We start from the raw sequence: 12,161 nt of genomic DNA, 5'->3' as shown, positions 1-12,161 counted from the left end.
CAGGCTGAGAAGCTGTGAAGATCGGATAGGAGTGTGGCTGTGATGGCAGCAGCAAACAAAACGGTTTGGGGAATCCATACCATGGACGATCCCCTTTTTTTGAATCAGAATCTAATTGCAATCGGCTGGGAAGAGATGGGCGACTTATCGGCTATAAGTACATCCCGTGATGCCTACAAAGAAAAATATATTGCGGCCTATCCGGACGCTAAAAAAGGTTCGATTGCCACAAGTGCCGGAATGCTGTACCGATTCGTTCATGAGGTACAGGAAGGGGACTATGTGGTGTTCCCGTCCAAAATTGACCGTAAGATCAACATTGGGGTCGTGGAGAGTGCCTATTTCTATGAGGCTACCGCAGCACTGTATCCCAATCGCCGGAAAGTAAAGTGGCTTAAACATCTGCCGCGCACAGCTTTTTCCCAAGGTGCTCTGCATGAAGTTGGCTCGGCGCTGAGCTTTTTCCAGGTGAAAAACTACGCAGATGAGTATTTTAAGGCTCTGGATAAAGATTTCAAAGGCAATATTCTGGAGCCGGATACCGATGAGACAGTGGCACAAACAGCGGATGAAATCATCGAGGCTACCCGCGACTTTATCTTGAAAGAGCTGAGCAAGAATCTGAAAGGTTATGATCTGGAGCCGTTTGTCGCAAATCTTTTGCAGGCCATGGGCTACCGCACGATTCTATCTCCGCATGGTGGGGATAGTGGCATCGACATTACCGCCTATAAAGACGAGCTGCCGCCCCGCATTGTTGTCCAGGTCAAAAGCCAGGATGGAGACATCAAAGAGACTACCATCCAGTCTCTGAAAGGCGCTATGCGCGAAGGAGATTATGGCCTGTTTGTGACACTGTCCAATTATACCAAAAATGCTCAGAAATACCTGGATAACACCCAGATTATTCGCGGTATTAACGGCACAGAACTTGTGGATCTGGTCTTGAAATATTACGACCAGCTCAGTGTCAAATACCGTAAAATGATTCCTCTGAAAATGGTGTACATCCCCGTTCCGCCAGAGGAATAAAACTGGAATTTAACAAAACGACGAGTGCATCTACTGACAATCTTACTTATGACATGAAAATGTGCAGAACTTGCAAGGGTGGTGAGCCGTGATGAAAAGTAATTTTGAATTTCTTGATAAAGAGTTTCCTGTGTTATCCCAGTTCGGGAAAAAAGCAGAAGCATATCTTTATTCAGATTCAAACGCCTGCTTGATGAAGTTAGGGATGATCGGCGAAACAGTTGTGAACTTGATGTTTACTTATGATCGGATCATGCCTCCTTCCGAAAATACGGCGGTCAATCGGATCGGCGTACTGTTCCGAGAGGGCCTCCTTACGCAGGATCTTGTGGATATTCTTCATGCGCTACGCAAGGTGCGCAATAAGGCGGTACATGAGAACTACTCCTCCGTTGAAGAGGGAAAAGTGCTGCTTCAAATGGCGCACAGCCTATGCGAATGGTTCATGCAGACCTACGGTGACTGGAACTATCAATCTATTCCTTTTGTGATGCCGACTGACTCGCAGAAGCAAGATATTGCAGATACTGACGATGCACAGGAGGAAAGTCTGGTCAAAGAAGCGGAAGAAAAGGCTGCCGCTTCTGGTTCTGTCACAAAAGAAAAACGCCGCCAGCAGGCAGCCAGGGCGGCCAGTCAGCGGCAAAAGACAGAAGCAGAAACGCGCTACATCATTGACCAGCAACTCCGTCAAGTGGGCTGGGAGGCTGATACTGAGAATCTGCGCTTTTCTAACGGAACTCGCCCAACCAAAGATCGGAATCTTGCCATAGCTGAGTGGCCCACTGACTCAACTGTGGGAAATCACGGCCGCGCTGATTATGCCCTTTTTATTGGTCTGCAATTTGTCGGTATCATTGAGGCAAAAGCAGAACACAAGGACATTCCCTCCGTGATCGACTATCAGGGGAAAGACTATCCCAGGAATATTTGTGTTGACGATGCCCAATACCAGGTGGGAAGCTGGGGCAGCTATAAAGTGCCGTTCACTTTCGCAACCAATGGTAGGCCGTATCTGGAGCAGTACAAAACAAAGTCCGGTATTTGGTTTCTAGATCTTCGTAAACCCTCTAATGTGCCAAAGGCTCTGCGGGGGTGGATGAGCCCAGAAAATCTTCTGGACCTGTTGGGGAAGGACATCGACGCCGGCAATCGGGCGCTGGAGCAGATGCCCTTCGATCTGCTGCGGGATAAGGATGGACTGAACCTCCGCGATTATCAGCTGCGGGCTATTCAGGCAGTGGAGCAGACCATCATGGATGGGAAAAATACAGCTCTGTTGGCCATGGCCACCGGTACCGGTAAGACCCGGACGGTGCTGGGCATGATCTACCGTTTCTTGAAAACAGGCCGTTTCAAGCGCATTCTGTTTCTGGTGGACCGCACCGCTCTGGGAGAGCAGGCATTGGATGTATTCAAAGAGGTCAAGCTGGAGGATTTGATGCCCCTGGCGGATATCTATAACATTAAGGGACTGGAAGACAAAGAAATTGAGAGGGAGACTCGTATCCAGGTTGCCACCGTACAGGGAATGGTAAAGCGTATTCTCTACAATGATGGAGAAACCATGCCCGCGGTCAACGACTATGACCTGATTATCATAGACGAGGCCCACCGGGGCTACCTTTTGGACAAGGAGATGGGGGATACTGAACTTCTTTACCGGGACCAGCGAGACTACCAGAGTAAATATCGCAGCGTAATTGAGTATTTTGATGCGGTGAAAATCGCGCTGACCGCTACCCCTGCCCTCCAAACCACCGAGATTTTCGGCCAACCGATTTTCAAGTATACCTATCGGGAAGCAGTTATCGAGGGCTATCTGGTGGATCACGACGCCCCTCACGACCTCCATACCAAACTGCGGGATGAGGGCATCCACTATCAATCTGGCGATACCGTGACTGTCTACGACCCGGTGACCGGAGAAATTACCAACAGCGAGTTGTTGAACGATGAGCTCAACTTCGATGTGGAGCAGTTTAATAAGAAAGTCATCACTCGCCCATTTAACGAGGCAGTTTTGGCCGAGATCGCCAAAGACATCGACCCGGAAAATCCTGAGGAACAGGGCAAAACCCTTATTTATGCCGTGGATGACCAACATGCCGACATGATCGTGGACATCCTCAAGAATATCTACTCGGAATACGGCGTGGACAACGACGCCATTATGAAGATCACCGGCAGCGTGGGCGGCGGCAACCCCAAAAAAGTACAGGAAGCCATCAAGCGGTTCAAGAATGAACGTTATCCCAGTGTTGCTGTCACTGTGGATCTGCTGACTACCGGTATCGATGTGCCGGAGATCACCAATCTGGTGTTCCTGCGCCGGGTAAAATCCCGCATTCTGTTTGAACAGATGTTGGGCCGTGCCACCCGTCTGTGTCCCAAGATTCATAAGACTCACTTTGAGATTTATGACCCTGTCGGTGTCTATGAATCGTTGGATGCCGTCAATACCATGAAACCGGTGGTAGCCAACCCTTCTGCTTCCTTTGGACAACTGTTGGACGGTCTCGAGGTGCTGGAAGACGAAAAGCAGATCGAGTACCAGATTGACCAGATCATCGCCAAACTCCAGCGGAAAAAGAGAAAGCTGGACGGTAAGACCATGGAGCATTTTGTCAGCATGACCGGCGGCATGGACCCCACCCAGTTTATTCAGCAACTGGAGCAGGAGCCGCCCCATCAGGCCCGCGACCATATTTTGGCCCATCGGGATCTCTTTGAACTGCTTGGGGAGACCCGGTCCAACGGCGGCCACTCGGTGGTCATCTCTGACGCGCCGGATGAACTGATCAGCCATACCCGTGGCTATGGTACCGGCAGCCGCCCGGAGGACTACCTGGATGCTTTTGCCGACTATGTAAAGACCCATATCAATGAAATTGCGGCGTTGAACATTGTCTGCACCCGGCCAAAGGAGCTGACCCGGGCGAGCTTGAAGGATCTGCGCCTGACGCTGGATCGAGAGGGCTTTACCACCCAGCAGCTCAACACCGCCATATCGGAACTGACCAACGAGGAGATTGCAGCGGACATCATCAGTCTGATTCGCCGGTATGCCATCGGTTCCACCCTTATCAGCCACGAAGCCCGTATTCGCCGGGCGGTGGACAAGCTGAAAAAGGCTCACAAATTCACTGCCATTGAGCAGAAATGGATCGGTCGCATGGAAAAATATCTTATGGAGGAATCTGTCCTCAATATAGGCGTGTTTGATGAAGATACCCGTTTCAGAAGTGAGGGCGGATTTAAGAAGATCGATCGGATTTTCCAGAACAAGTTAGAGAGCATCGTGCTGGAACTCAACGAATATCTGTACGATGATGGAGGAAGAAGCGCATGAACTATAACACCTATCCGTATGGGATTTTTAACCCACAGTATTTAAGCCAGTTCCAGGCACAACAGATGGAAGCGCAAAGAAACCTGGAGCAGCAGAAAAATATCTGTGACATGGTCAAGGCGATTTCTGATTTTTGCGAGGCAGCCCGAAAAGTGGATGCCGATTACCAACAGACAGCTATGAACTGTTGCCTTGCCGAAGTATTGCGTCAGGCCGCTATCGATAACGGAGGGAACCGCACATGACCACACAGGAAATCGTATCCAAGCTCTGGAACCTCTGCAATGTACTGCGGGATGACGGCATTACCTATCACCAGTATGTCACCGAGCTTACTTACATTTTGTTTTTGAAGATGGCCAAGGAGACCGGCACGGAAAGTCAGATTCCTGCCGCCTACCGCTGGGATCAACTCACCGCAAAAAGCGGCATTGAGCTGAAGAAGTTCTATAAAGAGCTGCTGACCTATTTGGGCGAGAACTGCACCGGCCGGGTGCGGGAGATCTACCAGGGCTCCGCCACCAACATTGACGAGCCCAAGAACTTGGAAAAGATCATCACCACTATCGACGGCCTGGACTGGTACTCTGCCCGGGAAGAGGGGTTGGGCAACCTGTACGAAGGGCTATTGGAAAAGAATGCCAACGAGAAAAAGTCCGGCGCGGGCCAGTACTTTACCCCTCGCGTCCTCATTGATGTGATGACCCGGTTGATGAAGCCCCAGCCCGGCGAGCGGTGCAACGACCCTGCCTGCGGCACCTTCGGCTTTATGATTGCCGCCCACCGTTATGTCAAGGAGCACACCGACGATTTTTACGATCTGGATTCTGGCATGGCCAAATTTGAGCGGGAAGAGGCCTTCACTGGCTGCGAGTTGGTTCACGACACACACCGTCTGGCTCTGATGAACGCCATGCTCCACGACATCGACGGCCAAATTTTGCTGGCCGATACGCTCTCCAATCAAGGCAAGGCACTCCACGACTTTGATCTGGTGCTTACCAATCCGCCTTTCGGCACCAAGAAGGGCGGCGAGCGTGCCACCCGAGATGACTTCACTTTTCCAACAAGCAACAAGCAGCTGAACTTCCTCCAGCACATCTACCGCAGCCTGAAGACCAACGGCAAAGCCCGGGCCGCTGTGGTGCTGCCTGACAATGTGCTTTTTGCCGACGGCGACGGCGAGAAAATCCGATGCGACCTGATGGACAAGTGTGATCTGCATACCATTCTCCGCCTGCCCACCGGCATTTTCTACGCTCAGGGGGTCAAGACCAATGTGCTGTTCTTCACCCGAGGCAAGAGCGACAAGGGCAACACCAAAGAGGTCTGGTTCTATGATCTGCGCACCAATATGCCCAGCTTCGGCAAGACCACTCCGCTGAAAACCGAGCATTTTGCGGATTTTGAGAAGGCTTATGAAGCCGAAGACCGCCATGCCGTGCAGGATGAGCGATGGAGTGTCTTTACCCGGGAACAGATCGCGGAAAAGGGCAACAGCCTGGATCTTGGTCTTATCCGGGATGACTCGGTGCTGGACTATGACGACCTGCCCGACCCGGTGGAGAGTGCCGAGGAGGCCGCCGCCAATCTGGAGGAGGCCGTGGATCTGCTGATGAGCGTGGTGAAGGAGCTGCGTGCGCTGGAGGTACAGGACTGATGGCGAGAGTAAAGAAAAAAGAAACCCTGACACCCGAAGAGCGCTTACAGGCGGCCTTGGTGCCGGAGAGCGAGCAGCCGTATCCAGTACCAAGAAATTGGTGTTGGACACAACTTGGAACATACATTGATTTTGCTACAGATTATGTGGCAAATGGAAGCTTTGCGAGTTTAAAGCAAAATGTAGCTTATTATAAAGAGGAAAACTACGCAATCCTTGTAAAAACACAAGATTTTTCAAATAGTTTTACAGAGGACATTACATATACAGACAAGCGTGGCTATGATTTTCTCAAAAAATCGGTATTATATGGTGGTGAATTAATTTTAAGCAACATTGGTTCCATCGGAAAAGTTTTTAGAGTGCCCCACTTAAATAAACCGATGACATTGGCACCTAATTCGATTATGATAAAGTGCTATCGTGAAACTGACTATGATTTACTATACTATTACTTTTTATCTCCGTTTGGTACAGAACAGCTATACTCAATTACAACCGGTACGGCAGTTAAAAAGTTTAATAAAACAGACTTAAAGACGATTTGTTTGCCTCTTCCTCCACTCTCTGAACAACAGCGCATTGTTGACCGCATTGAAAGCCTGTTTGCAAAGCTGGACGAGGCTAAGCAAAAGGCTCAGGATGCGCTGGACAGTTTTGAAACCCGCAAAGTCGCCATCCTCCACAAAGCCTTCACTGGTGAGCTCACTGCTCAGTGGAGAAAAGAACGCGGCGTGGGGATGGAGACTTGGAGTTCCTGTAAACTAATTGATATTCTTGTTGAGAAGCCGAGGAATGGTTATTCCCCTAAACCAGTTGACTATGTGACTGCGTGTAAAAGTATGACTCTTTCGGCAACGACAACTGGCGTATTTAAGCCGGAATTTTTCAAATATATTGATGAGGAAATCCCAGAAGATTCGCATTTGTGGTTAACACCTGGCGATATATTGATTCAGCGCGCAAACTCATTGGAAAAAGTAGGAATGAGTGCAATCTATACAGGTGCAGAGTATGAGTTTATATATCCCGATCTGATGATGAAATTGACTGTCAAGGAACCTAACAATAAACATTACATTGACTACTATTTGAAAACTGACGAAATTCTTAATTATTTCCGTTCAAATGCCACAGGAACGGCTGGGAATATGCCTAAGATTAATCAAAAGGTAGTTTCAGAGACTCCTCTTATTCTGCCAGAAGCACAAGAGCAAGCTGAAATCGTCCGCCTCCTTGACGACCTTCTTGCCAAAGAGCAGCAGGCCAAAGAAGCCGCCGAAGGGGTGCTAGAGCAGATCGACCTCATCAAAAAAGCTATCCTCGCCCGCGCTTTCCGCGGCGAGCTGGGCACCAATGACCCCAGTGAGGAGAGCGCAGTAGAACTGCTTTCCTTTAAAATTTAATAAGACACTACAATTTTTGTAGTGTCTTGACAAAAGCGACATTTTGGTGTATAATGCGGAGCATGAGGTGAACGCCCATGAACAACTTAAAACAGATCCGAGAACTGTATGGGGCCACACAGGAACAGATCGCTCAGGCCATCAATGTCAATCGTGTCACCGTGGCAAACTGGGAAAACGGAACCTCTGTTGCCTCCAGCAGTAACCAGGAAAAACTTTCAATCTACTACGGTATAGGTCCGGAGTATTTTTACGAGAAAGAATTGGATGAAGTCGCCAAGAAGATTGTAACTGATACCAGCACAAGGGCTCAGGAACTCACTCAAAATTCGCAAGGGAAACGAGTCAAAGAACAAGACTTCCATAAGATTTTTGAGTCCGTTACATTCAAGCAGGCAATGGCTCAATACATGTTTTCCATGAAGATGCTTTTGGCAACTGCTGATAGTGGTGAACTGGACAAGCTGAAAACAGCGGCCCTTATCAACAGAAAAATGGGTGCTAGGTTAGACGCAATCATTGATCTCCGTGAACAGGAAGAAAGTTCCGGAGAGCCATCACTGTTTGACCTTATCGAGGAGGTCGAAAACGGCGAGTGAGCACAATATATAGTGTTTAATATAAAAATAAAAACTATATGTTGTTGACGAATTTCCCCTGTCCTGCTATAATAGTTCTAGCTTCCAGGCAAAAGAAAACAGCGCTCCGGCTGGTACCCGTTGCGCTGCATCTTGCGTCTACACAGAATACGATGCTCAGAAGCATGATATAGACTGTGTTTCCCTTAGACACATTTACTATATCACGTTTCTGGGCTCGGTTCAATATGGGATATTTCACGAAGTTGACTTGTTCCATGTAGCCGAGCTTTTCTTTTGGCTGTTTTGAATAGATGTTCCTAACAACCAAGCCGTCCGCAAACTGTGCGGAGAAAGGAAACGTGATACTTATGCATGCGACAAAAATTAAGATGATGCCGGGATGTGACAGCTCCAGTAAGCTTCTGGAAATCGATTCAATCTACATCGAGGGCTGTGAGAATCCTGGCTTTTTTAAGAAGGCGGTCCTTCACGACTTTTTGAAAGAGAATCCTGGCACTATCCAGGTCAAGATTTGGCCTTACCCCAATGTGATTCCCGCCACCAGTAGCGCGGATGAGAAGTATGTGCGCTCCAGCCCTAACGACTACACGCACGACAATCTTCTCGACCTGCCGCGCGAGTGAAGGAGGAATTACTGATGGGAAAAAATCAGCATGTGACGCCGCATCCGGATGGAGGCTGGCAGGTGAAGGGCGCAGGAAACTCCAAAGCTACAATTCGCACTGAGACTCAGGCGGAAGCTATTGCCGTAGCCAGAGAAATCGCACGCAATCAGGAAGCAGAATTGTTTATTCATGGAGTGGATGGGCGCATTCGGGAGAGAGACTCCTACGGAAACGATCCGTATCCTCCGGAAGGCTGAACAGACGGGGTGGGTTTATGGGTACCAGGCATAAACCCGCCCCATGGATAATCTGCATAAATTTGTATAACTTTGGGCTATATCATCGATGAAATTAAGAGGTTTACAAATTATGAGTATGTATGACCTATCATCTAAATTTGCTTCTTTCTATAATGATTCTGTTGTTTTATCCCAGGCAAAACAGACTAATTTACATAGCAAAAAAGACCTAAATATACAGCGTCTTAAGGATGGATTAAAAGAGTATAACGAAGAGAATAATACGTTTTATTCCATTGCGGAGACATGTGTGCAGGGTAGTGTTGCTATGTCAACTGTTGTCCAAAATGAAGATGGTGATTACGACATCGATGTTGCTGTTGTTTTCGATAAGTCTACACTTGGCGATAAAGGGGCTCAAGCTACTAGAAATATGGTAGCAAATGCACTTCAGAGGAAAACAAAGCAATTTAATGCAGAACCAGAAGTTAAAACTAGCTGTGTTCGGATTAAATACTCAGACGGTTATCATATTGATTTTGCTATTTACAGGCGGCATTATGATACTGAGAATAAGCGCTGGATATATGAACACGCCGGAACTACTTGGACGGAGCGCGAACTTAAAGACTTAACTAAGTGGTTCACAGAGCAGAATAAAGCTTCTAATGGAAAACTTAGAAAAGTGGTTCGTCTTTCAAAAATGTTCTGCAAATCCAGAGACACATGGAAGAATATGCCCAGCGGATTGCTACAAACTGTCTTGTGTGATGAAAAATTACAGGATTCCTATGATCGTATAGATGAGCTGTTCTATTATACGATGAAAGAGATTGTAGTCCGACTTGAGACAGATGTGTCTGTTGCTGCTCCTGTAGATAACGGCAGAAACTTGACCCCAAGGCAAATTGATACACAGAAAATGACTAACTGGAAGAATCGGCTTAAAAGTAAACTAGAAGACTTGGATGTTTTATTCAAAGGTGATTGCACGAAAGAAGATGCACTTCAAGCTTGGTATGGTTTTTTTAATCATGATTTTTGGAATGAGCAGCTCTCCGAGTCTTCTAACTATTCACAATTTTCAACGCTAATTATTAAATCTGTACGGTCTTTTTCTGACACAGAGCAATTTATTGAGGATTTGTACCCAGTTAATCTTTCATATAGTTGCAAAATTTCTTGCTATGTAAGCGGAGACGGATGGAGACCTAAGCTATTATCCGAATTCCTATCACTGCTGAGGCGTTACTTGCCGCATAATTTTGAAATTCGTTGTGTGATGGAATATACCAATTGCCCACCGCCGTATAAGATTTTTTGGAAGGTCAAAAATGTTGGACCTGAAGCCGAAAGACGAAATCAACTCAGAGGTCAAATTGTTGAAAAGGGAAAGACCTTAGTTGAGCACAGCCGTTTTTTTGGGAACCACTATATAGAATGTTATATTATCAAGAATGGAGTGTGTGTTGCAAAATCAAGGATTGATATTCCGATTGGTAGGTGATAACTTCATGAAAATTGTGAGGCTGATAGGAATTGGTTTTCTATCCATTATTTCCATCGCAGTCATATTTGTTTTTGAAATAAAAAATTTGCCTGCCGGGAGCAGTTTATCAGGAATTGTGCTAGGCTTTTCTCTTCCGGGACTTTGGCACTCAATTCAAGATCTTATGGATACAACAAATTGGAAGGTATCCCAAAGAAAACTAAAGCGTGGCGGTTTCATTAAGGATGACACTCTTATTCGTATTTCATTTGCTTATCTCTATCGGATCAAAATAAGTGACAAATATCTCTTGATTAAAAATGAACGTGGAACAGGAAAGTTTCAACCGGTAGGTGGCGTTTATAAACTGAAAGGCAATGAAAAAATTGAGCTGAAAAATCTTTTCTTCGTAAAAGATGATGATAAGGTGCCAATTGATGAGTCCTCTCGTGATGATTATCGGCTCAGAATGGAGAACAAATACCTGCGAAAATTCGTTAAGCGCTTTAATAAGAAAGCAGAGCGTGAGCGGATCGAGAATTTGAGTCGCGAATTTGAAGAAGAGCTTATAAAAACAGGGATTGTCAACTGGGATCATATCACATATCGATTTTGCGGTAGACACATGACAGAGCTCAAATTCGGAGAACACTTTCAGATTTATGAACTTCTTCTTGCTGATGTGGTTGAGTTAATGCCTTCACCTGATCAAGAGGCGGACTTACGAAGAATGATGGAAGAACCGTCTGATATATATCGTTTTGTTACAGCCCAGGAGATTATTTCGCTTGGAATTAATACATCTACTGGAAATCTTATGGAGTCCATTGGTGACCATACCAAGAAAACTATTCAAGAAAATGAAGGGGAACTGCTAAAAATCCCAGGTGTCGGAAAAGTATATACTGTACCACTCAATAATTGTTAAGATAGCAACTTGGGCTTTATATCGTTTCAACTTGGCAACACCATGGCAACAAAAAATCAGATAACCTCTACTATCTGAATAATGAAAATAATGCCAATACCCTGAGCTAAATCCCATAAGCAAATCTGTTTAGAAAACTTCTGGCAGGAGCGAGTGGGAATAAGCAAAAAGTGAATATGAGGGCCCGCAAACCCTTGAAAATACTGACTTTTTGATTTTTTAAATCCCCATTTGATAGCAGATTGATAGCACCCATCAAAAACCGATTTGTTTTGGAATTTTGGGTGGCTTGCGAATACGCAGGATTTTTATTCTAAGAGAAAAGGTCTAACTGATTTTTGCTGATCAGTTAGACCTTTTTTATTTTGCTCTCATTTATCTGAATTTTCTGATTTTGCGCAACAAATGGCCTCTCCCGTGGCCTACAAGTGAGAGAGTCAGATCAGACTCTCCGGCGGAACCTTGGCGTGAATCTGGCTGCTGTCGTGCTCCGGGTAGTGGTAACGCCAGCGGTCATAGTCCTCCTGGGAAATCTCTCCGGTCTCCAGCTTGGCGGCCTGTTCCCGCCAGGCCCAGAGCATCTCGTGCAGCCGGGCAGCATCTTTGTTTTTACGGAAATCTACCTGCAAGGCAAGCTCACCATCTTGCTCCGTGATCTTCAAACCGTAGTTGTCCTCCAGGGTAAACAGGGTGTGCATGAGCCCCACATAGGAGTCTATATCCGGGACGGTGTCAACGCCGGACGGTAAAAAATCTAAAACGCCGGCCAGAAAATGACCCAAACGCCGGAAACATAGCGCCGGTTATTTACGCCGGAACTCTGTCAGCCGGTCAGTTGTCCGCCGGAA

At 46.8% G+C, this 12,161-nt stretch carries 10 protein-coding genes and 1 pseudogene; 10 read left to right on the top strand and 1 reads right to left on the bottom strand.

The annotated features are described in order from the left end of the window. Window positions 1-42: 42 nt before the first annotated feature. From B5G06_RS07785 to B5G06_RS07740, 10 genes are all read left to right on the top strand, one after another. On the top strand, window positions 43-1,032 hold the full coding sequence (locus B5G06_RS07785) for a restriction endonuclease (RefSeq protein ID WP_087188525.1): 990 nt from the start codon (window positions 43-45) through the stop codon (window positions 1,030-1,032). Between the two features lie 91 nt (window positions 1,033-1,123). Continuing rightward, complete coding sequence (hsdR, locus tag B5G06_RS07780) at window positions 1,124-4,384, top strand: type I restriction-modification system endonuclease (RefSeq protein ID WP_087188524.1); 3,261 nt, start codon at window positions 1,124-1,126, stop codon at window positions 4,382-4,384. Continuing rightward, window positions 4,381-4,629 (top strand): hypothetical protein, encoded by a 249-nt coding sequence (locus tag B5G06_RS07775; RefSeq protein ID WP_087188523.1) that lies wholly within the window; start codon window positions 4,381-4,383, stop codon window positions 4,627-4,629. The genes hsdR and B5G06_RS07775 overlap by 4 nt, the downstream gene beginning before the upstream one ends. Then, the gene (locus B5G06_RS07770) at window positions 4,626-6,044 is read left to right on the top strand and encodes an N-6 DNA methylase (protein WP_087188522.1); all 1,419 of its coding nucleotides are present in this window, start codon (window positions 4,626-4,628) and stop codon (window positions 6,042-6,044) included. The genes B5G06_RS07775 and B5G06_RS07770 overlap by 4 nt, the downstream gene beginning before the upstream one ends. Then, entirely contained in the window at window positions 6,044-7,450 is a 1,407-nt protein-coding gene (locus B5G06_RS07765; RefSeq protein WP_087188521.1) for a restriction endonuclease subunit S, read from the top strand. The genes B5G06_RS07770 and B5G06_RS07765 overlap by 1 nt, the downstream gene beginning before the upstream one ends. 77 nt (window positions 7,451-7,527) lie before the next feature. Beyond that, window positions 7,528-8,049: a helix-turn-helix transcriptional regulator gene (locus tag B5G06_RS07760; RefSeq protein ID WP_087188520.1), complete on the top strand. Its 522-nt coding sequence runs from the start codon at window positions 7,528-7,530 to the stop codon at window positions 8,047-8,049. Between the two features lie 350 nt (window positions 8,050-8,399). Then, window positions 8,400-8,675: a DUF3892 domain-containing protein gene (locus B5G06_RS07755; RefSeq protein WP_087188519.1), complete on the top strand. Its 276-nt coding sequence runs from the start codon at window positions 8,400-8,402 to the stop codon at window positions 8,673-8,675. 14 nt (window positions 8,676-8,689) lie between these two features. After that, the gene (locus B5G06_RS07750; protein ID WP_087188518.1) at window positions 8,690-8,914 is read left to right on the top strand and encodes a DUF2188 domain-containing protein; all 225 of its coding nucleotides are present in this window, start codon (window positions 8,690-8,692) and stop codon (window positions 8,912-8,914) included. 112 nt (window positions 8,915-9,026) lie between these two features. Next, the gene (locus tag B5G06_RS07745; RefSeq protein ID WP_242955402.1) at window positions 9,027-10,403 is read left to right on the top strand and encodes a nucleotidyltransferase; all 1,377 of its coding nucleotides are present in this window, start codon (window positions 9,027-9,029) and stop codon (window positions 10,401-10,403) included. A gap of 7 nt (window positions 10,404-10,410) precedes the next feature. Next, window positions 10,411-11,313, top strand: coding sequence for an HU-CCDC81 and SPOR domain-containing protein (locus B5G06_RS07740; RefSeq protein ID WP_087188517.1), 903 nt, complete (start codon window positions 10,411-10,413; stop codon window positions 11,311-11,313). A gap of 437 nt (window positions 11,314-11,750) precedes the next feature. Here the strand turns inward: B5G06_RS07740 and B5G06_RS07735 are convergent. After that, window positions 11,751-12,044, bottom strand: a pseudogene (locus tag B5G06_RS07735) (transcriptional regulator); the annotation flags it as partial. Between the last annotated feature and the right edge of the window lie 117 nt (window positions 12,045-12,161).

The sequence above is a fragment of the Flavonifractor sp. An52 genome (genome assembly GCF_002159385.1).
Classification (GTDB): domain Bacteria; phylum Bacillota; class Clostridia; order Oscillospirales; family Oscillospiraceae; genus Flavonifractor; species Flavonifractor avicola.
Note: the sequence above shows the minus strand (reverse complement) of the source record. Positions and strands in the feature narration are given on the sequence as shown.

Bases quoted from the DNA above. Each gene is read 5' to 3' on its own strand.
- B5G06_RS07785 (WP_087188525.1), top strand. From the start codon at position 43: ATGGCAGCAGCAAACAAAACGGTTTGGGGAATCCATACCATGGACGAT.
- hsdR (WP_087188524.1), top strand. From the start codon at position 1,124: ATGAAAAGTAATTTTGAATTTCTTGATAAAGAGTTTCCTGTGTTATCC.
- B5G06_RS07775 (WP_087188523.1), top strand. From the start codon at position 4,381: ATGAACTATAACACCTATCCGTATGGGATTTTTAACCCACAGTATTTA.
- B5G06_RS07770 (WP_087188522.1), top strand. From the start codon at position 4,626: ATGACCACACAGGAAATCGTATCCAAGCTCTGGAACCTCTGCAATGTA.
- B5G06_RS07765 (WP_087188521.1), top strand. From the start codon at position 6,044: ATGGCGAGAGTAAAGAAAAAAGAAACCCTGACACCCGAAGAGCGCTTA.
- B5G06_RS07760 (WP_087188520.1), top strand. From the start codon at position 7,528: ATGAACAACTTAAAACAGATCCGAGAACTGTATGGGGCCACACAGGAA.
- B5G06_RS07755 (WP_087188519.1), top strand. From the start codon at position 8,400: ATGCATGCGACAAAAATTAAGATGATGCCGGGATGTGACAGCTCCAGT.
- B5G06_RS07750 (WP_087188518.1), top strand. From the start codon at position 8,690: ATGGGAAAAAATCAGCATGTGACGCCGCATCCGGATGGAGGCTGGCAG.
- B5G06_RS07745 (WP_242955402.1), top strand. From the start codon at position 9,027: ATGAGTATGTATGACCTATCATCTAAATTTGCTTCTTTCTATAATGAT.
- B5G06_RS07740 (WP_087188517.1), top strand. From the start codon at position 10,411: ATGAAAATTGTGAGGCTGATAGGAATTGGTTTTCTATCCATTATTTCC.